Annotated in this window: 17 protein-coding genes and 1 pseudogene; 5 read left to right on the forward strand and 13 right to left on the reverse strand. The window is 59.2% G+C overall.

Going from position 1 to position 17295, the window contains the following annotated elements:
- Window positions 1–38: 38 nt before the first annotated feature.
- The 7 genes from I6F17_RS08125 to I6F17_RS08155 all read right to left on the reverse strand — a co-directional run bounded on the left by I6F17_RS08125 (window position 39) and on the right by I6F17_RS08155 (window position 6580).
- Entirely contained in the window at window positions 39–587 is a 549-nt protein-coding gene (locus I6F17_RS08125; protein ID WP_036041916.1) for a flavin reductase family protein, read from the reverse strand.
- 56 nt (window positions 588–643) lie between these two features.
- Entirely contained in the window at window positions 644–994 is a 351-nt protein-coding gene (locus I6F17_RS08130) for a VOC family protein (protein ID WP_036041887.1), read from the reverse strand.
- Window positions 991–2889, reverse strand: coding sequence for an AMP-binding protein (locus I6F17_RS08135; RefSeq protein ID WP_225125363.1), 1899 nt, complete (start codon window positions 2887–2889; stop codon window positions 991–993). The genes I6F17_RS08130 and I6F17_RS08135 overlap by 4 nt, the downstream gene beginning before the upstream one ends.
- 2 nt (window positions 2890–2891) lie before the next feature.
- Complete coding sequence (locus I6F17_RS08140; protein WP_225125362.1) at window positions 2892–3671, reverse strand: enoyl-CoA hydratase-related protein; 780 nt, start codon at window positions 3669–3671, stop codon at window positions 2892–2894.
- Window positions 3672–3681: 10 nt separating this feature from the next.
- Window positions 3682–4836: an LLM class flavin-dependent oxidoreductase gene (locus I6F17_RS08145; RefSeq protein WP_036041881.1), complete on the reverse strand. Its 1155-nt coding sequence runs from the start codon at window positions 4834–4836 to the stop codon at window positions 3682–3684.
- A gap of 207 nt (window positions 4837–5043) precedes the next feature.
- The gene (locus I6F17_RS08150) at window positions 5044–5856 is read right to left on the reverse strand and encodes a creatininase family protein (RefSeq protein ID WP_225125359.1); all 813 of its coding nucleotides are present in this window, start codon (window positions 5854–5856) and stop codon (window positions 5044–5046) included.
- Entirely contained in the window at window positions 5825–6580 is a 756-nt protein-coding gene (locus I6F17_RS08155) for an enoyl-CoA hydratase/isomerase family protein (protein ID WP_225125357.1), read from the reverse strand. The genes I6F17_RS08150 and I6F17_RS08155 overlap by 32 nt, the downstream gene beginning before the upstream one ends.
- Before the next feature lie 391 nt (window positions 6581–6971).
- Between I6F17_RS08155 and I6F17_RS08160 the strand changes: the two genes are divergently transcribed.
- Window positions 6972–7526, forward strand: a complete 555-nt coding sequence (locus tag I6F17_RS08160; RefSeq protein ID WP_063710679.1) for an Lrp/AsnC family transcriptional regulator — start codon at window positions 6972–6974, stop codon at window positions 7524–7526.
- 672 nt (window positions 7527–8198) lie between these two features.
- Complete coding sequence (locus I6F17_RS08165) at window positions 8199–9683, forward strand: integrase arm-type DNA-binding domain-containing protein (RefSeq protein ID WP_225125355.1); 1485 nt, start codon at window positions 8199–8201, stop codon at window positions 9681–9683.
- 768 nt (window positions 9684–10451) lie between these two features.
- Here the strand turns inward: I6F17_RS08165 and I6F17_RS37895 are convergent.
- The 3 genes and pseudogenes from I6F17_RS37895 to I6F17_RS37900 form a co-directional block, all read right to left on the reverse strand.
- A complete protein-coding gene (locus I6F17_RS37895; RefSeq protein WP_225125353.1) occupies window positions 10452–10772 on the reverse strand; it encodes a hypothetical protein in 321 nt (106 codons plus the stop codon).
- 296 nt (window positions 10773–11068) lie between these two features.
- The gene (locus I6F17_RS37590; RefSeq protein WP_225174708.1) at window positions 11069–11473 is read right to left on the reverse strand and encodes an ABC transporter substrate binding protein; all 405 of its coding nucleotides are present in this window, start codon (window positions 11471–11473) and stop codon (window positions 11069–11071) included.
- Between the two features lie 171 nt (window positions 11474–11644).
- Window positions 11645–11908 (reverse strand): annotated as a pseudogene (locus I6F17_RS37900) (ABC transporter substrate-binding protein); the annotation flags it as partial.
- Window positions 11909–12383: 475 nt separating this feature from the next.
- On the opposite strand from I6F17_RS37900, the gene I6F17_RS08180 reads away from it, so the two are divergent.
- From I6F17_RS08180 to I6F17_RS08190, 3 genes are all read left to right on the forward strand, one after another.
- Window positions 12384–12632, forward strand: coding sequence for a hypothetical protein (locus I6F17_RS08180; RefSeq protein WP_225125349.1), 249 nt, complete (start codon window positions 12384–12386; stop codon window positions 12630–12632).
- A 277-nt stretch (window positions 12633–12909) separates the two neighbouring features.
- Window positions 12910–13449 carry a hypothetical protein gene (locus I6F17_RS08185; protein ID WP_225125348.1) on the forward strand — a complete coding sequence of 180 codons (540 nt, stop codon included), beginning with the start codon at window positions 12910–12912 and terminating at the stop codon, window positions 13447–13449.
- Between the two features lie 408 nt (window positions 13450–13857).
- Window positions 13858–14037 (forward strand): hypothetical protein, encoded by a 180-nt coding sequence (locus I6F17_RS08190; RefSeq protein ID WP_036031726.1) that lies wholly within the window; start codon window positions 13858–13860, stop codon window positions 14035–14037.
- 1046 nt (window positions 14038–15083) lie between these two features.
- Here the strand turns inward: I6F17_RS08190 and I6F17_RS08195 are convergent.
- The 3 genes from I6F17_RS08195 to I6F17_RS37905 all read right to left on the reverse strand — a co-directional run bounded on the left by I6F17_RS08195 (window position 15084) and on the right by I6F17_RS37905 (window position 17203).
- Window positions 15084–16271, reverse strand: a complete 1188-nt coding sequence (locus tag I6F17_RS08195) for a PHB depolymerase family esterase (protein WP_225125421.1) — start codon at window positions 16269–16271, stop codon at window positions 15084–15086.
- Window positions 16272–16276: 5 nt separating this feature from the next.
- On the reverse strand, window positions 16277–16696 hold the full coding sequence (locus tag I6F17_RS08200) for a CopG family transcriptional regulator (RefSeq protein WP_225125419.1): 420 nt from the start codon (window positions 16694–16696) through the stop codon (window positions 16277–16279).
- Window positions 16697–16948: 252 nt separating this feature from the next.
- On the reverse strand, window positions 16949–17203 hold the full coding sequence (locus I6F17_RS37905) for a phosphatase PAP2 family protein (RefSeq protein ID WP_346769958.1): 255 nt from the start codon (window positions 17201–17203) through the stop codon (window positions 16949–16951).
- Between the last annotated feature and the right edge of the window lie 92 nt (window positions 17204–17295).

Raw genomic sequence — 17295 nt, forward strand, 5'->3', positions numbered from 1 at the left:
GAAGTCTCCGTCTATGAAAGAAGCAATGCTTGCATAATTCAGGTCGCCTTTTCCGTGCCGCCGGGATCGAGACTGGCGGGCACGGCAAATTGCCCGTGCCTGTAGACAAGGGGTTCGAGCTCGTCGCGATGCTGTTCTGCCAGCACCGCCCCGACAAAGACCGTGTGCGTGCCGATCGGATGTACCCCGATGACGCGGCAGTCGAAGCTGCAAAGCGCACCGATCAGAATGGGCGCGCCAGTTCTGAGCGAGCGCCATTCCTCGTCAACGAAGCGGATGTCGCCTTTGCTGCCGTCAAGTCCGGCGAACTTCTGGGCGAGCGGCACATGACAGGAGGACAACAGGTTCCAACCGAACGAGCGCGTCTTCACAATCGTGTCGTGCGCCCCTGCCGATTTGTTGATGCAGACGAGGACGGTCGAAGGCTCGATGGACAGCGAACAGGCGGCGGTGACGGTCAGACCGTGGCGCGACGGATAAGATCCGGACGTCACGATCGACACCGCGCCAGCCACGCTTCTCAGCGCCCGCTTGAAAGATGCGCTGTCGACGAGATTGTTCGGGTCGAAATAGGCTTCGGCAGTCATGTCGTCTCTTCCGGCTTTGGCACACGGTTCCAGGCGAGCGGCAACAGCGACCTCGCTCATGCTTTGGCCCGCTCGAAGAACTGGATCAGGTTGTTCTGGGGATCGCGGATCTGGGCCGCACGGCCGTGGCTACCCATGTCGCGGATGCCCGAGATGTTCGTCCCGCCCGCGTCGATGGCTTTGGCCAGCGCGCCTTCAAGCTTCTCGACTTCGAAGACGACAACGGCATTCGAGGACGGCTCCACGGCCGATTCGTCCAGACCCGCAATGCAGAATGCGGCGCCATCCGTTGCGAACTGTATCCATCGCTCGCCATCGGCGAAACGAACCGGCATGCCGATCTCGCGATAGAACTGCGCCAGGGCCTCGGGGTTCGACGCGGTCAGGTACGCGTGCTTGATCTTCATGGACTGACCTCGTGCGACTTCGACGCCGGCGACAACTGATCCTTGATGAGCTGCTCTTCGGAATCGTCATAGAGGGTATCGATCAGCGACTTGTACCGCTCCATCAGCGGCTTGCGGCGCTTCTTGCGCGTCGGCGTCATGACGCCGGTGTCGGGCGAGAGTTCTTCCGGCAGGATACGGAACGACTTGATCTGCTCGACGCGCGCGAGCCGAATGTTGGCTTTTGCGACTTCGCCCTCGATCAGGCGGATCACAATCTCGGATTTGGCGAGGTCTTTGTACTCCTTCACCTGATCATCGCGCGACCGCGCCCAATCCAGGCCGGCTGTGGCATCGACTTCGATCAGGGCCGTGAGGTACTTCTTGCCCTCGCCGATCACAGCGGCTTCAGAGATATACGGGCTCTGACGCAGTTCGTTCTCGATCTGGGTCGGGCTGACCGATTTGCCGCCCGAGGTGTTGATGATCTCCTTCTTGCGATCGACGAGCTTGAAGGCCCCATCGGGTTGAACCTGGACCACGTCCCCCGTATAGAGCCATCCATTCCTCAGCGCGGATTGCGTTTCCGCGGGCTTGTTCCAGTAGCCACTGAAGAGGCCCGGACCTCGCACGATCATTTCGCCGTCTTCGAGAACCCGGGTTTCCCAGGCCGGGTCCTGAACCGGAATGCCGACAGTGCCGGCCTTGGACCAATCCGCCATCTGGCCGAGATTCCCGCCTACCATTTCGGTCTGGCCGTAGCACTCCTTGAGGTTCAGTCCCCAGAGCTGCCACAGGGTCATGACTTCCGACGGCATTGGCGCCGAGGCGGTGTAAGGATAGGTGAGCTGATCGAAACCCACTTCGGCCAGCAGAGGACGAAACACCTTCTCGCAGCACACCTCGAACAGACCGTCGAGAAAGGGATTCGCTTCGCGGCCCGCCTGGCGATGCGCGAGCACCGTCTTCGCAATCCGCATCGCGTGCTTGTAGTTTTGGCGAAGCCGAGCCGATCCGGATTGGACCTTGCTAAGAATCTGCGCCGCATTGCGCTGATAGAACCGCGGCGGCGCCATGTAGAAGGTCGGTTTCACTTCGCGAATTGTCGCGGCGAATTCGGCCGTGGTCTCGCCGAAATAGGGGACGACGCGCGTGATGAGCGGCTTTGTCGTGGCTTGCGCGCGGGCGACGGTGTGGGACATCGGCAGATGCACGACAACCCGTTGCGGCTCCGTTGCGAGTGGTGGACAGAACGTGATGTTCGTATGCGCCCCCGCAAGCAGAGCCGTATGGCTTAGAATGGCTCCCTTGGGATAACCCGTCGTTCCCGAGGTGTAGCCGATCGTTGCGATGTCGGAGGCTTTCGCAGTAGCGGCTTCTTCGGCCAGCGCCGCGCCGGCATCGACCGCGACCCCGCCGATAAAGTCCGCCAGCGTCGTGACGTTATTTGCCGGCGAAGCCCCGCTCCAGCCGGGATCCATAATGATGATCTTCTCGAGTGCGGTCGCCTGGCTGCCGGAGAGAAAGGCGCGAAGCTGCAGCTCGCAGCCGACAAAGGCAATTCGCGCCCCCGAATCCTGCAGGTAATAGTCGACTTCCTCCGGCGAAGAGGTGAAGTATATGCCAACGGTCACGGCGCCGGAGCAGATCGTGGCCATGTCGGCCAAAAGCCACTCCTGCGACACGTCCCCCATGATCGCGACGCGGTCTCCGCGATTGAGCCCAACCGCCTTCATTGCGGCGGAGATACGGCAGACGAGCGAAGCGTAGTCCTTCCAGGTGGTGCGAAGCCATTGGCCGTTTCGCTTCTGACAGAATGCGACCTCCCCGGCTCGCTCGACGCTTCTGGTCCTCAGCAGGCTCGGGATCGTCACGTCGGCATATTGGGCGCCAGACGTCCGCGTTGGCTCTGTCATCGTCACTTCTCCGCGAAACGCTTGCGCTTCTCGGCGAAGGCAGCGACGGCCTCGCGGCGCTCGGGGCTCGCAAAGGTCAGCGTTTCCAGCGCAATCGACGTGTCGAGCAGCAGGTGGGTGTACTGCTTGATGATCTTGTTGACCGAGTATTTTGTCCAGGCAATCGCTTCGCGCGGACCGCTCGCCAGCATTTCGGCATATTCGATCGCGTGGTCGCGGACGTCGCGGTCGGTCACCACCTCGTTGATCATCCCCATCGCCGCCGCCTTTTCGGCGGAGATGAAATCGCCCGTCATCAGATAGTGCTTGGCGCGCGCCGGCCCGATCAGGAGCGGCCAGATGACGGCGCCGCCGTCACCGGCGACGACACCCGCCGTGACGTGGGTATCGGCGAAGCGCGCGCTAGAATGGGCGAAGATCACGTCGCACATCAGGGCGAGCGTCGCTCCCAGCCCGACCGCGGCGCCGTTGACGGCGGCGATGACGGGCGCCTCGACCTCCAGGATGTTGCGGATCAGGTGACGTCCGGCCCGCGTCGGCGACGGGATCGCGACTTTGTCGAGCGATTTCTGGTCGCCGCCCGAGCAGAAACCGCGGCCCGCGCCGGTCAGCACGATGGCGCGCACGTCCTTGTCGGAATCGAGGTCGACGAAAACGCGCTCGAGCTCATGGTGCATCTCCCAGTTCACGGCATTGAGGAGCTCGGGGCGGTTCATCGTCACGACGGCGACGCCGCTGGGACGCTTGTCAATGAGCAGATACGTGTAGTTAAAGGACGTCATGGCCGTCTCCTCAGGCCGACTTGGCCGCCGGCGAATCGTTTTGCGGACGCATCGCCCTGATCCTGTCGAGTATCTCGTCGGTCGGGCGAACGACGTTGTTGCGGTCGTTGAAGTGCGGAATGACGTAGCGGCCCACCATTTCGATACCTTCCATGATCTTCTCGTGGGTCACGGAGTCGAGATGCAGGAGCACCTCCTGGATGCCCATCGCCTGGAATTTCTCGATCTGGCGGATGACAGTATCGGGGCTGCCGCACACCGTGGTGCCCGAATGATTGAGCAGATAGTCCCAATCGCGACCTGCACGCTCCATCGCGGGCACGCTCTCGCTCATATAGGAGTAGTCGTCGGCGAGCTTGGCGAGACGCGGATAGGCGTCGGTCGAGATGCGCGCGTAGTGCATCAGCGCTTCGGCGTAGTCGTCCTTGGCCGCCTGATCGGTCTTCCCGATGCCGAAGAATAGCGGCACGCCGACGCGCGGGCGATCGAGGGGACCGGTCTCGTCGCGCTTCCAGGCCTTCTGATAGGCATCGATCAGCTTCTGCTGATTCTCGAAACCCTGGTAAATCGTGGCGCTCATGAGAGCCAGGCCTTCCGCGCCTGCCCAGGCGTGGCTGCGCTCGCTCGTCGCCGCAATGCCGATAACGGGATATGGCTTTTGCACGGGCTTCGGCACCAGCATGCGCGGCGGCACCTGATAGTACTGACCATCGAACGTGAAGATGTCCTCGCGCATCGCCTTACGCAGCAGGGCCATGCCTTCTTCCATCTGCGGCAAGGTTTCCTTGGGATCGACGTTGAAAGCGCGCATGGCGATCGTCGTGTTCGCGCGGCCGCAATACATTTCCATCCGCCCGTGAGACAGAATATCGCTGACGGCGAGCCGCTCGGCCGAACGCAGGGCATGGTTGATGCGCTGAGGCATCAGGGTCACCGCAGTGCGGAGCCGAATCCGCTGGGTGACAGCCGCAAGATAACCGAAGACGACTTCGGGAGCCGAACTCGATATGCCACCGAGCGCAACATGCTGCTCCGATAGCGCGACGAAATCGAAGCCCATCTTCTCGGCGAGCCTGGCCTCGTCGACAAGTTCGTGCAGTCTGCGAGCATAGCTGTGTCCGACCTGCGTTTCCTGCTCCGACCACAATCCAAACTTGAGTGACATGCATCGTTTCCCTTCGCCTCGCCTCTGATGCAAAGAGACTGTCATAGGTCGAACGATATTTTCTCCCGAAGGTGACGCCGAGAGATATGGATTTCCCTATTTCCTGCTGCACGAAGGATGCGCAGTCATTGCTGGTTCGGAACGGAAAAACCCCGCAACATAGTTGCGGGGTCTTGATGCGATGTCGGCAAGAGCGACGCGGAAGTCTCAGTCCAAGGTACGGAAGAAATTCGCCAGAAGGCCACCGACATCATGCAAACATTGTTCTCCGATCGCAGCTGTCGATCCATGCGGATCGCCGACGATGCCGTTTCTTGACACGGACACGATGCCGTTCTTCCACATCAGATCCAGTTGATCGGGTGTCAACGCGCCGAGATGGCCGCGCACGAAGCGATCGATGCGGACACTCTCAGGCCGAAGCTTGAGCATCAGAGACGTTTCGGCAATATCCGCGTGGCCACCGACATTCTCCGGATCGCCTCCGGCAGCCTGGACGGCATGCCTCCAGCATCCGATCCAGGCTTGGGAATCCGTATAGGCGGCGATGCGGACCTGGCCGTCAGTGGCCCGGAGCAAGCGCGGCAGCATGTCCGCCAGAACAGGAAAATTGCCGATATGGCCCGAGAACAGCAGAATGCGCCTGAAGCCGTGCAGGGCGAGGCTGGTGCAATAATCCTGGCAGACCGCCTCGAACGTCTCGTTGCGCAGGGAGATTGTCCCTGACAGCGCTAGGTGATGCGACGAGCAGCCAACCTTGATGGTTGGCGCAATGAGCGTCTTGCCAAGATCTCGAGCGATCAACACTGCCAGATGCTCGGCATGATCGGCATCCATGCACAGGGGCAGATGGGGTCCGTGCTGCTCGATTGCGCCGCACGGCACGAGCACGGTGTCGAAGCCGTCCTTCAACGCAGCCGCTACCTCCTCGAACGTCATGAGCTCGAGCTTCAGGGCGTCCGCGGATGCATCCTCCGTCATCTTGCTTTCATTTCCTGGCGAGAAACCGCGCGCGGGCATCCGCGGAGTCGTCGTTGTCGAGATATTGGCCGAGGTCGTCGACCGTCATCTGTTCAAGCTGATCATCGCTTAGCTGGCCCGTCAAATTCAAGGATCGCTTGATGGCCGCAAAGAGTTTTGGGTCCTTGCTTCGGAAGTCCCGACAGACATCGATCGCGCGATCCAGTACTGCGTCGGTGTTAACCACTTCGTCGAAGGCACCGATCTGCATCGCTTTCCCCGCATCCACGAGGACTCCTGAATAGAGCAAGACCTGCGCCGCCCGCTTTCCTAGCCGCAGCGCGGCCTGGCGCATGCCTTTGGCCACCGGCAGAAGACCGTGATTTATCTCGGGAAATCCGATCTTGGCCCTGTGGTCGGCAATCACGTGATCGGAATGCAGGAGAAATTCGAGAGCGCCGCCGACCGCGTAACCGCGCACAGCACAGACCACGGGACCCGGATAGCGCTCGAACGCGCACAACACTGCATGGAAAAAGCGAATGCGCGGCGCGGCGACTTGCAGCCCGGTGACCTCGCGAATATCGCCGCCAGCACTGAAGAAGCGATCTCCCTCGCCGGTCAGAACGATGCCGGGCGGATCCGGCTCGGATTCCAGGCGCCTGATCTCTTCGAGCAAGCGCGCAATCAGCGCATAATTGAGGGCGTTTGCGGGAGGCCGGTTCATCGTGAGGACGACGAGGTCCGGTTCACGCCTGATCTTGAGAATGTCTGCATCCATCATGCCCGATAGGCTAACGGGATCCGCGTTGAATGAACTACCGTATTGTGAGAGGCTTGACCCGATCGACGGCAGAAACGATTGCGCGGAGCGCTCCGCGCCGACTTTTCTACTGCACCGCGCTGCCGGTCCCTTCGACCCAACCCGGCGAGAACGTAGCACGCCCATTGAGCAATTTGATCCATTCGTGATCAGCCGATTGGAGCGATATTGGTCAGTTCGAAGGGCGGCTTATGACATAAATTTCAAGGTTGTCTGTTTTTCGATATAGGATGACAATTTAGCGAAATACAGACCCCCAGAGCCGCCTTAGCTTCCTCGAATACCCGAAGCTGCGGCTCTTACCCAGAAAAACTCGCCCGGCGGGTATTTGGGGAAAGCTAAGGAGGTCTCGATGAGCTTTGACACGCTGGACAAAATCGATCTGCGGATCCTGCAAGAACTTCAGAATGACGCCAGTCTCACCAATGTCGAGCTGGCCTCGCGCGTCAACCTCTCCCCGTCCCCTTGTCTTGCCCGAGTCAAGAATCTGGAGCGGCTCGGCGTGATCAATCGGCGCGTCGCCGTTGTCGATCCGCAGATCGTCGGCCTGCGCGTCATGGCGTTCATCCAGGTGACGTTGGAAAAACACGTGCAGAGTGTCCGCGACGGCTTTGCTGCTGAAGTCGGTCGCATCGCCGAAATCATGGACTGCTATCTCATGGTCGGAGATCAGGATTATCTGTTGCGTGCCATTGTGTCCGACGTCTCCGACCTCGAAAATCTGATCGCACGCATATCCCGGATCGCCGGGGTCGCGAGCATCCGCTCTGGTCTCGCGGTGCGCAACGTCTCCAGCCGGCGAGCGCTGCCGCTCGATGTATCCAGGCCGATCCAGGTAAAATCGGCATCGACCGACTCGGAACGACATCGCCCATCCCTACATCGCCACCTACAAGCCCTCGCCTGACAAGCGACCACAGGATCGTCGTACAATTCACGGCCCGGACCCGGACTGTGGCAAGCGATCGCCACGTATATTGTGGGCTAATGGTGCTCGGAAGCGGATTCATTTGCTAGCCGCGGCCGCCCGCCTCTACGACCTCACCGCCATGCTGAGGCCGGAGACGGAACGACAGACCTTTGATAGTCAGGCCGACATTGGAGCAAATCAATAGCCTGCGGCGACGGGCAGAACAGATTGCCCGTTTTGCTCGCTCTTGTATCCTAATCTACGATGAGCACGCGATCGGCCTGTACCGTCGGATTTCCGCCCTGTATCGAATGGGCGAAGGTACAGAAACAAAAGGTCGACGCCCGGTCCGCCCGTGTAACGTCCGATTACAAAAAACTCGCACGAGACCCGTTTTGTTCTCGAAAAGGGTCCGCCCAAGCGATGGATCGAGAAGGCCTTGTATGGTGGGCGCACCAGGGCTCGAACCTGGGACCCGCTGATTAAGAGTTCAAGACGGGCGCCTCTCTACGATTTCTGAATCTACGCCACGCCGCGACAACGGCCAAGAAGGTCTTTTATTTCTAGGGACTTGTCGCATAGCTTCGCAGTCCAGCGAACCCAGACCTTCAAACACCTCGGCTCGCCAAAACCGTTTGAAAACCGTTTTAGCAGTTCACATCCGCCCCCATGAGCGACATTCGCATTGCTCTCAGCGACAAAGCTATCGCTCAGCTACCGACTCCTGAAGATGGCTGGTATTTGGCTCGCGACACCGAGTTGAAAGGTTTCTTCGTCGTCGTGGGTAAGCGGAAAAGGACCTTCACGGTTCAAGGCGACCTCAGACATCGGGGGAAGCGGGCCTCTTCCATAAGAGTGTCGATTGGAGATGCCACCGAATTAACGACTCGAGCGGCTCGCGCAATTGCCAAGGAATACCTTGCTCAGATCAGCAAGGGGCAGCACCCGAAACTGAGGCTAGGCGGAAAGGCCGGACAGGCCGAGACCGATTGGAACAGTGGGGTAACGGGCGCGACCCTGAAGCAGGCTTGGCAACGCTATTTGGAAGCCCACCTAATCCGAAAAGGCCGTAGCGAGAAAACGATAAGTGGTTATCGGGATCACGTCGAACGTCTCTTTTCGGAATGGCTTGACACCCCTCTGCTCGATCTCGCGAATGATCCGGCTCGCGTCGCCAAAAAGCATGATCAGCTTACTAGGGAGAACGGTCCCTACATGGCCAATGGGAGCATGCGGACGCTGCGAGCCATCTACAATCATGCTCGGAAGACCAATCGATCGCTGCCGCGTGACAATCCCGCGGATGCTGTCGATTGGAATCAGGAGGAGCGCAGGAACACGGGTATGGGCACCGGCGATTTGAGAAGATGGTTCATAGAGCTGGCAAATCTGGACAATCCAATCCGGCGCGAATTCCATCTTTTCACCTTGCTGTGTGGGTCTAGGCCAACCGCATTGCAGCAGGCTAAGCCGGAACACATCAATTTTCGACGGCGAACGCTCCACATCCCTAGGCCCAAGGGAGGCAGCAAGCGAGCGTTCGACATCCCGCTGTCTCGGGTGATGATACTGAGCCTCATTCGAGTGCTTCGCTTCGGCAGGCAAATGCATCCGACTCAGGCGCAAGAATGGTTATTCCCAGCTGAGAGCGCCTCCGGACACCTGGCGGAAACCAAGGAGGACCGAGATATCTTATCAAAATGGGGCAATGACCTTCGTCAAACATTTCGGACACTTGCCACCGCTGCTGGCGTTTCCGAATTCGACGCCAAGCTCCTGATGAACCATTCAATCCCTGGAGTGAATGCAGGCTATGTCACTCGACACAAGCTAGTTGAAGACCATCTGCGCAGCCAGCAACAAGCTATCAGTACCGTCGTGTTTTCCGCACTCGGTAAGTTGCGCACAGAACAGGGAGCTCTGATCGATTGGCTTGGTCATCGGGCAAGCCGAAGAGCTGTGAGCAAATTCCGATCGAAGCCAAGCAATCTCGGCGAGGAGCAAGGCAGCGATCAGTGCGATCGGAATCTTCGAACGGATCACCTCACCCGTCGTGACAGAAAGAAACCGATTGCCGTCACTGCGGCGAAGCACCTTTCTACGCTATCCATGAACGCAACCCTTGCTAAAAAGATCAGTTCAGCTTTTTCGTAATGTAAGTGCGATTGCAACTGCCAACTTGCTCGTACTCGCGCGACGAGTTTGAGAGTCCCTCCGGCCAGAACAGAAAATAACCGAAACGCTCATACCGCCATACTGGGCGCCGATTGCGTGGTGTTCGCATCATCTCCGATTGCTAGGAGCGGGAAGGCAGATGCGCACGAGTGATCGTGCAGCGCATCGTTGGCTAAATGCTCCCAATACTCAGCTTCGGCGAGCAGTTTCCAACTTCTATCGGGGTGATGCGCGGCAGTCTGACGGCACAGCGATGCCATCGCGCGCAGGCGACTCACAGTATCCACCTACTCCTCCCATTCATTTTTTGTTTTTTGCACCCTATTTTCTATTTTTGCGTCGGAGTCATTATAGTTATAGCTCTGAACCAATTTTACTTTCCGAATCTCGATCGGCTTTCGCTGCGGTTTCAAATCGCGCGTCAATCACAATGGGCGCAATCCATTGCGTTCTTTCGGGCTCAATGTCGAAGCGCGCGGCTAAAGCGGTCGTTGAGCATGCCGTATTTGCACTGCAATGGTCCGCCATGGCCGTAATTCTACGGAGATTGCGCACCCCCAGTGTTTGGCTTCTACTTCCGATTGTTTTTATGACGATTAGCTTTTGAGCGAGAGGTCATGAGCGTCAAAGCCATGATGGCAACTATTCTACGAAGCCAGATGACATCGCGCGGCATACACTCCCTGCCGCGATCTGACTACGAGGAGATAGTAGAGGAGTTGGTCGAACAGCTCAGAGAGCTGGAGCTTAGCTTGGCCGCTCGCGAGTTGGCAGACAAGCAGAAGCCGAAGTAGCTTCATATTGGCTGACACCGCACATGTGCTTGGTCTTCCACGGCGACTCAATATTTCGATTGTCCGCCATGAAACACGCCGCTGCCCGCCCCTTAGCTGATCGGAAGTCGCCGCTGGAAAGCTGGTCGAGATCGCCAGCGGCATTAAACCCGTACAGGACGGACGGATCGTCATTGAGCTGATCAATGTGCCTTTCCTTAAACAGGGCGGCACGGGCCAACAGTTCAGCGCCGCAGTCGCGTTGGCGCAGGAGCGCGGCTGGCTGGAGCTGCATGAGAGTAGCACGTATGTGCGGCTACGGGGGCAAACAGAAGCATTGGGTTAAGTGAAGTACTGAATTCAGCAATTGAGCAGTGATTTGGTCTGCGTTTAAGCCAGTCTTGTCGTGCTGTACCGCCCATCAACCCCGAAAGCGAACCTCCCAGCAATCGGCGATCTGGAGCGTGTTCACGCGCTTAGTTCGGGCGCTCCAGATGTCCGCTCATCGTTCAACAGCGGCACAAACAGCAGACATGATCGTAGGTCGCCTATGGGCCACTTCCGGACTCATGCATCGCAGCAAACTGCGTGTCATTCGATCACCTCGTCAGCACGGCCGAGCAGCGAGGGCGGCACAGTGAGGCCAAGCGCCTTGGCAGTCTTCATGTTGATTACTAGCTCGAGTTTGGTTGGCTGCTCTACCGGCAGATCGGCAGGCATGTTGCCTTTGAGGATCTTATCGAGATAGCTGCCTGCACGACGCCAGATGTCGGCTAAATCAGGACTGTAGACGACCAATCCGCCCTTGGCGAATTGCCGGAAGAGATGAATCGCGGGCAGTTGGTGTTGGGCCGCAAGTGCGATAACTCGCGGAGACTCGAAAACAGTCAAATAATCGCCAAGGACAATGATCGCAGCGGCGCGCTGGGCGGAGGCCGAGGCAAAGGCGGTGTCGAGTTCTTCGGCCTTGGTTGCCTCAACAATCGGCAGAGCCAAGCCTAGCTCGCGCTGTGCGGGGTATCTCCTCGGGCTAATGCCAAGCGGTGCATGGGGTTGTCCGGATTGACTAGGATCGCAACCTTCGAGGCGCCAGGGACCAGTTCGCGGAGGGCTTCGGACGAGGCCGAGCCCCACGGGGTCAAACACAGCCACGAATACAACCGGAATGGTAACAGTTGCCGATTTCAGGGCTAGTGCTGCTGCGGGCCCGGAGGCAATTAGCAGATCCGGAGTTAGAGCGATCAACCCGGCGGCTAAAGCTGGCAGTCGATCCCGGGCATAACGATATTCGATAAGCAGGTTCTTGCCCTCGATCCAGCCCTTCTCGCGCAAGCCGCTGAGCCACGCGGCGTGAACTGGGTCGCGAGCCGGCTCATCCGCCCAAGCGCCGAGGAAACCAATTCGCCGAGGCGTCCCTGCGCCTCCGAACACCTTGGCGAAACGAGTATTGCCGCGGTGCCCGCTATGAACTCCCGCCGCTTCATTCGATCCTCATCAAGCTCGAGGACGATGAGGCGAGAGTATCCTGTTTTCGATGGTTATACCCATTGCGTGTGCAATGCTGCGTGGCAAATGCGTGGGTGGCGCAGGACGGCTAAGGGCCAACAGCGGAAATCGCGCTCATTCGATCAGCTCGTTGCGCAGATAAGTCCTTGGCTCAGATTTCATTTCGGCAGCCCGGGGCAATGTGCCAGCACGCCGGTTGATGGCCCTGCATGGTTGGAAGTTCCCACTGATTTCTAAAAGTGGATCAGGCTTTTTCGGACTTGTTCTGTTCTCGTAGGACCAAATACCTTGACCTGCCGCACGGGGGTCACGGTGTTAGGAGAACGAATGACGGCCAGTTCCCGCTAAGCTCCGGTTCCATGGTATTGTGCGACCTCATAGGCGTGCTGGAGGGCGAGACATGGCCATCTACTTGCATTTGCAAACCGACAGTATGGCGCCGAAGCAGATTGCCTGTATTACAAAGGCTTACGAGCAAACGTTGCGCACCCTTTGTGTGAAGGATCGCGACGATCCGCTCACGGAATTGGTGGCGAAGACAATCATCAAAATCGCTCGAAGCGGGATCAAAGACCCCGCAAAGATATCAGCGCAAGCAACGTTCCTGGCTCAGCTAAGGCTGCGCCCTTCTCTCCGATCCGCAAGCTAACGCCAGAACAGCGCAAGCAGCAGGATGACAGGGAGGGGAATACCGAACAGCCACAATAGGGCACCTCTACCAAGTGTCATGGTATCCGGCCTTCTTCTACCTTGTGCGAACCAAAACGCGAATGCCTCCGGAGTTCCTGTCCCAGGAACGGAAAATTCGAGGGAGCGTTGGAACACGAAACAAAGTTCGTGGAGGACTCGCTATGGGCACACGTACAATAGCCAACCCGTTCTTTGGTTGGACCTGGTCGGCCGTACTGGCCGGAGTATTTACGTCATTGGTCGTCCAGATCTTGCTGACCATGCTGGGCCTGGGCGTCGGTCTGCTCGCCATCGACATTCCCACGGCCGCGTCGGCGCCTGCTGGCGCCAGCTGGGCCGCTTTCGTGTGGTGGGCAGTGTCGGGAATCATCGCCGCGTTTCTTGGCGGTGCGGTTGCCGCAGCCAATTCGCCGGACCAGACCGGGCTCGGCCGCGTCGGCCACGCACTTGCCGCTTGGGCGGTCGCGACCGTCGTCGTGGTTGGTGCGGCAGCGATGATGCCGGCGTCCGCGACCAGCATCGCCAGCAACCTGGTCGGTCCGTCATATACAGCCAGCGCCCGCGTCGCCTATTGGTCCAACAACACGGGACGGGACACTGTCGGTGCAACGGGCCGACCTGCGACGCCGGCCCAGATCGATGCAGCTCGCAAACACTTCGCGTATGTGATGTTTGCAAGTTTCTGTTCGCTTCTCCTCGGCGCAGGAGCCGCCTATGCCGCCGGCATGGCGACAACAGCCCAGGCGGTGAAGGAAACAGCACGACCGGTGACGTGACCACAAGTCTATCCGAAAGGCGGGGGCGTGAAGGTTGCTCACCTTGGTCGCGGCGAAAGCCTGCCCTCCGCGCGTCGGGCTCTAGCGTGACGGCCTGCCTCGCTTCGCGACATCAGTGTTGGAGCCGGCTTGTCCAGCCGTAGCTCGCGCGCAAGGGCTGGTGGGCGCTCACGGATTCGAACGACGCGGGCGAACTGCTAGGGACTGTCCTTGATTGAATCAAAGAGGCGCTCAGTCGGACCATGGTCGAGGCCGTGAAGCAGAGCGAGGTAAGAGAGCCAAGACCGTCCCGGCTCGCAGAGGCGCGGCGGGTCATTGAGGATTTCGCCGCCGATCTCTCAGGCGTCCCTCGCGAGCAACTATCAACGATCGGCTGGGTTACAGCACCAAACAACCCCTGAGGTCGCCATGAACAAAGATCCCCCACTGACACCGGACGATTTCCCAATCGAAGTGCACAGGGAAAAGCTCAAGAACCAAAAAGGCGAGCCGGTCGCCTCTGCCGAGACGGAACAGCTTGCGGGGGAGATCGCTGAGCGGCTCAACGAGCAAGCCTATCAGGAAGAGCAAGATCGTTGGTCGGCTTAGAAAGCTCGTGTGGCCGAGCCTTTGACTACGACAAGTGATGCAGACGGTGCAGAAGTACATCAACATCGCCGCTATAATCGCGCTCGCTGGTTGGTGTGGCCTCTGTTTCAAGATGGGCTGGTATTGATGGAACGGCTTTCGCCGCTGTAGACCACATCGGTCCCAGCCTGGAGGTTTTTAGGATCGAAAAACGAGCTGGGACCGAGGCTCTGCTGCTGTCGATCGGCAAACGCTTGGTTCATCCAAGAAATTCTTCCGAATCGGGGAGTTCGCTGGTGGGCTTCGGGGCTTTCGCAACGTGCGAGGCGCGCCGTGACCCCTTTCCCGGTCTGCGGCGTCGAACTTGCGGACCGCATTTCTCGATGCGCGTTCACTCGTCCGGAAGCGAGAATTGCGGGAACATTTCGAGCCGTCGAATCGGCTCATGGCGGGCGGTGCAGACGTGCTGCCATTGCTCGTCGGACGCCCTTAAGCAACCGGCCGTGAGCTCAGACGCTATTGCTCGCGGGCGTATCGCCGTTTCCGGTCACACCCGACAAGCAAACTATTTGGCTGCCCGCTTAGACTTCGCATTCGGGCCAACAGCAGTCACCGTCAGCATTTTGGTTAATCGTCCCTGAAGGCCATCCGAGCATTGGATCGTGAAGTCGTGAACCGCTGAAAGGCCCGTGGTAAGTTGAAGTTATGCTCAGCCCTGAACCACCGGTACGAGACGTACCGAAGTCGCTCACCGACGATCAAATTGCTTCAGCACCGCTCATCGTCAATGGCCTGACGGTCCGACCGCGCAAGCAAGTGAACCCGTGGCTCTGCGCACTTTGTCTGCTGCCGGAGTTCGTGGCGCTCCCCGTTCTTGCCGGTCTCGGCATGCAGCGGCTGCCGCGATACTTAGTCACCCAGCGGAAGAAGGCTAGCTAGGCGTGACTTCCGCAACGGGTCAAAAGCGCCGGTTTGAACGGCGCCGTGTCACTTCCGGTGTGCCCCGATCAAAAGACCATATCTGAGCCAAACCGAACTTCGTCATCGGGCCCATGAGCGGACGGCCGCTACCCTGATCGCTGCGCGAGCGAATGCCCGAGGAAAAAACGCATCATTTCCCTCGTTGCGTCCGGTCCTTTCGGATCAGTGTAGGAGCCAGCAGGGCTGCCTCCGGACCATGAGTGTCCTGCGCCGTGGATATTCCAGTGCTCCAATATTCCGCGCCCGCTCGCGTCGCTGAGGATCGTGCAGGTGTAGGCATGGCCTCCAGGTACCTGGCCGCGGTCAATTTTCTTATGCAGCCGCATGGCTCGTACAGACTGCTCAAGAATTTGATCACCGTTGTTGGGATGAACGATTGTGTCGTGATCGCCGTGAAAAACAATGGTCGGGACAGGCGGCCCGTCACCAACAACAGCCCAGCGATTGGATCCCCCGCCTTGTCGCATGGCGACCAGCGCAGAAGGAAGGTCAGTGGCGGCGCCGCAAGCAAGTCCAGAATGTACGCCAATTGCTGCGTACAGATCTTTATAGGTGTTACCCATGACAGCAGCAGCGGCAGCTCCGGCCGATAGTCCACCGACATAGACACGATCCTTATCAACCGGAAAATCGCGCATGACCTGACGAGTGATCCCCGCAATGATCGAGGGTTCACCCCTGCCCCGCTGCTGGTCGGCTGCGCGAAACCAATTCCAGCATTTCGCGCGGTTTGCCTCGCTGCGCTGCGCCGGATAGACCACAAAGCAGGATTTTTGCTCAGCGATGAAGTTCATCCTCGTACCAGCGGCGAAATCGTCCGGGGATTGGGTACAGCCGTGCAGCATCACGATCAAGGGAAGGGGTTGTTCCTTATGGCGGCTCGGGATGAAGAGCTTGTAGGCACGACTTCCCGCTGGATTGCTGTAGCTACCTTCGATGAATCGTGTGCCGTCAGGCACGACATCTGCCGGCGAGGGCGGCTTGCGCGCAGTTACACCCCGCAATGCAAACCCACCGCGCTGCGTTGCGCGGTCAAGCAACTCGCCGAGCATGTGGGCTTGCGCCGGCGTCACGTCCGGCCCGTTGTTCTCCTCGATAACATTGGCCTGCCCGTCGATGATTGTCGGCTCTTCAAGGGTGGGCTGGGCATTGCGCGAATTCGGGCCTGGCGCACCTCCGCCGCGCAGCATGCGTTGCAGCAGTGCGGTAGCCTCGACGAGCCGACCAGCGCGCGTCAGGCGCGTGGCTTCTCCAATCATGTCCTGTCTCAGCATCGTGTTCACCGCGTTCTATCGGCGAGGGCGGCCTTGACCGCCGGACTGGCCTGCAAAGCGCCCAGGACGTAGACCGACGCAATCGCGGCGCGAGCAAGCTCGGGCGTGACATCTTGAGCGATGCTAGCAAGGCCCAAGACGTTGATGTGGAGCATTTCGCGGGCTTGCCGCGCCGCTTCGAGATCTTCGCGGCTGAAGTGCCTCAAACCCAGATCCAAACTTTTTCGGGTGGCGGACTTCTTCAGGATGTCGGCATGCCGCTCCAACTGGTTGCGGATTGCCGTGCGGATGAAATCGGTGCGGTTCGAATAGAAACCCTCCTGCACCATCAGGTCGACCTGACCAAGATCGACATAGCCAAGATTGATGGTGATTTTTTCGCTGTCCGAAGGCTTCGGCCGGAGTTCGCGAACGTTGTCTGCCATGGAAAAACCATCCATTCACCATCCATATAGATGGTTTACGGAGCGAGAGAAGAGCTGTCAAGGTCTTAGGGCAAGTCCTAAGCAAGTCGGCCCGTTTGGCGCCTTTCACATGCATCGGGGCACGATGTTTCCGGCCTTCAAAATTAGCGACACCTAATAGAAGGTCCGTTGGCGGCCTACTGGAGATTGCTGGTTACGGGCTGCATGAAGCGCGCGCAGGCAGCAGGCATCACCGTCACATCACCGCAGACCTCAGGAGCGAAGGCCGCCGGCTCCCATATGCATCGCGTGGCCCGAAGGGAACGCGCCTTCCCGTTTTCCGGAGAATGGAACGCCATGGAGGTGGCCAATCACCGTCCTGCGGTTGGGCCGGGTCTGGTCGAACAGCCGCTTCAGGGCATGGGGCAGCAGCGAGGCAGCGACCGTGACGAGCAGAGCATGATTGCCGGCGCGCTGTAGGGTCTCTTTGCGTCCACGCAACCCAAGCGACGGCTCCGGGCGGCACAAGGACCTTCTCGTTGGCCCCCAAGTCAGGGGGGCGACTACCTCCGGCCCCGGTGCAGTGTGCGGGGAATGGACGGTGCGATCACGCCATCCGG

This window comes from Bradyrhizobium sp. NBAIM18 (genome assembly GCF_020193825.1).
GTDB classification, from domain to species: Bacteria; Pseudomonadota; Alphaproteobacteria; order Rhizobiales; family Xanthobacteraceae; genus Bradyrhizobium; species Bradyrhizobium yuanmingense.

What these genes read in the sequence shown, in the direction of transcription:
- I6F17_RS08125 (WP_036041916.1), bottom strand. Translation starts at nt 587, where the DNA reads ATGACTGCCGAAGCCTATTTCGACCCGAACAATCTCGTCGACAGCGCA.
- I6F17_RS08130 (WP_036041887.1), bottom strand. Translation starts at nt 994, where the DNA reads ATGAAGATCAAGCACGCGTACCTGACCGCGTCGAACCCCGAGGCCCTG.
- I6F17_RS08135 (WP_225125363.1), bottom strand. Translation starts at nt 2,889, where the DNA reads ATGACAGAGCCAACGCGGACGTCTGGCGCCCAATATGCCGACGTGACG.
- I6F17_RS08140 (WP_225125362.1), bottom strand. Translation starts at nt 3,671, where the DNA reads ATGACGTCCTTTAACTACACGTATCTGCTCATTGACAAGCGTCCCAGC.
- I6F17_RS08145 (WP_036041881.1), bottom strand. Translation starts at nt 4,836, where the DNA reads ATGTCACTCAAGTTTGGATTGTGGTCGGAGCAGGAAACGCAGGTCGGA.
- I6F17_RS08150 (WP_225125359.1), bottom strand. Translation starts at nt 5,856, where the DNA reads ATGCCCGCGCGCGGTTTCTCGCCAGGAAATGAAAGCAAGATGACGGAG.
- I6F17_RS08155 (WP_225125357.1), bottom strand. Translation starts at nt 6,580, where the DNA reads ATGATGGATGCAGACATTCTCAAGATCAGGCGTGAACCGGACCTCGTC.
- I6F17_RS08160 (WP_063710679.1), top strand. Translation starts at nt 6,972, where the DNA reads ATGAGCTTTGACACGCTGGACAAAATCGATCTGCGGATCCTGCAAGAA.
- I6F17_RS08165 (WP_225125355.1), top strand. Translation starts at nt 8,199, where the DNA reads ATGAGCGACATTCGCATTGCTCTCAGCGACAAAGCTATCGCTCAGCTA.
- I6F17_RS37895 (WP_225125353.1), bottom strand. Translation starts at nt 10,772, where the DNA reads ATGCAGCTCCAGCCAGCCGCGCTCCTGCGCCAACGCGACTGCGGCGCT.
- I6F17_RS08180 (WP_225125349.1), top strand. Translation starts at nt 12,384, where the DNA reads ATGGCCATCTACTTGCATTTGCAAACCGACAGTATGGCGCCGAAGCAG.
- I6F17_RS08190 (WP_036031726.1), top strand. Translation starts at nt 13,858, where the DNA reads ATGAACAAAGATCCCCCACTGACACCGGACGATTTCCCAATCGAAGTG.
- I6F17_RS08195 (WP_225125421.1), bottom strand. Translation starts at nt 16,271, where the DNA reads ATGCTGAGACAGGACATGATTGGAGAAGCCACGCGCCTGACGCGCGCT.
- I6F17_RS08200 (WP_225125419.1), bottom strand. Translation starts at nt 16,696, where the DNA reads ATGGCAGACAACGTTCGCGAACTCCGGCCGAAGCCTTCGGACAGCGAA.